This is a genomic window from Streptomyces sp. DH12, assembly GCF_020873895.1.
Taxonomy (GTDB): Bacteria; Actinomycetota; Actinomycetes; order Streptomycetales; family Streptomycetaceae; genus Streptomyces.
This window is the reverse complement of record NZ_JAHWGT010000365.1, coordinates 1-660: the sequence shown is the minus strand read 5'-3', so window position 1 is coordinate 660 and position 660 is coordinate 1. Positions and strand designations below refer to the sequence as shown.

Below are 660 nucleotides of genomic sequence, written 5' to 3'. Positions count from 1 at the left end.
CTACAACCTCTTCCTCGGCAGCCTGCTGGACCACGAGGGCGGCCCGGCACGCGACTTGACGGAGTACACGACGCTGCGGCGCACCGGCACGTTCCTGTGCACCGAGCTCGCCCACGGCAACGACGCCCCTGCCCTGCAGACGACCGCCGAGTTCGACCGGAGCACGGGCGGGTTCGTGCTGCACACGCCGCACGCCGGCGCGCAGAAGTTCATGCCCAACACCAGCCCGACCGGCGGCCCGAAGAGCGCCGTGGTGGCCGCCCGTCTCCTCGTGGACGGCGAGGACCAGGGGGTCTTCCTCTTCCTGACCCCCCTCAGCGACGCCCAGGGCATCCTCCCCGGCATCCGCGTCCGCCGCCTCCCCTACCGGTCCGGCGCGCCGGTGGACCACTGCCTCACCGCCTTCGAACGTGTGCCCCTCCCCCGCAGTGCCCTCCTCGAGGCGGAGCACGGCCGCCTCACCGACGACGGTGCGTTCAACAGCAGCCTGGGCAACCGGCGCAAGCGGTTCCTGCAGTCCATCGGACGGGTCACCACGGGCAAGCTCTGCATGAGCGGCGCCGCCGTCGGCGCCTCCCGCGCCGCCCTGGCCATCGCCGTCCGTTACGCGCAGCACCGCCGCATCAGCGGCCCCCGCGCCGGAGAGCAGGTGCCCCTGCA

Annotated in this window: 1 pseudogene; it reads left to right on the top strand. The window is 73.2% G+C overall.

Going from position 1 to position 660, the window contains the following annotated elements:
- Nucleotides 1-660, top strand: a pseudogene (locus LPA54_RS34585) (acyl-CoA oxidase); the annotation flags it as partial.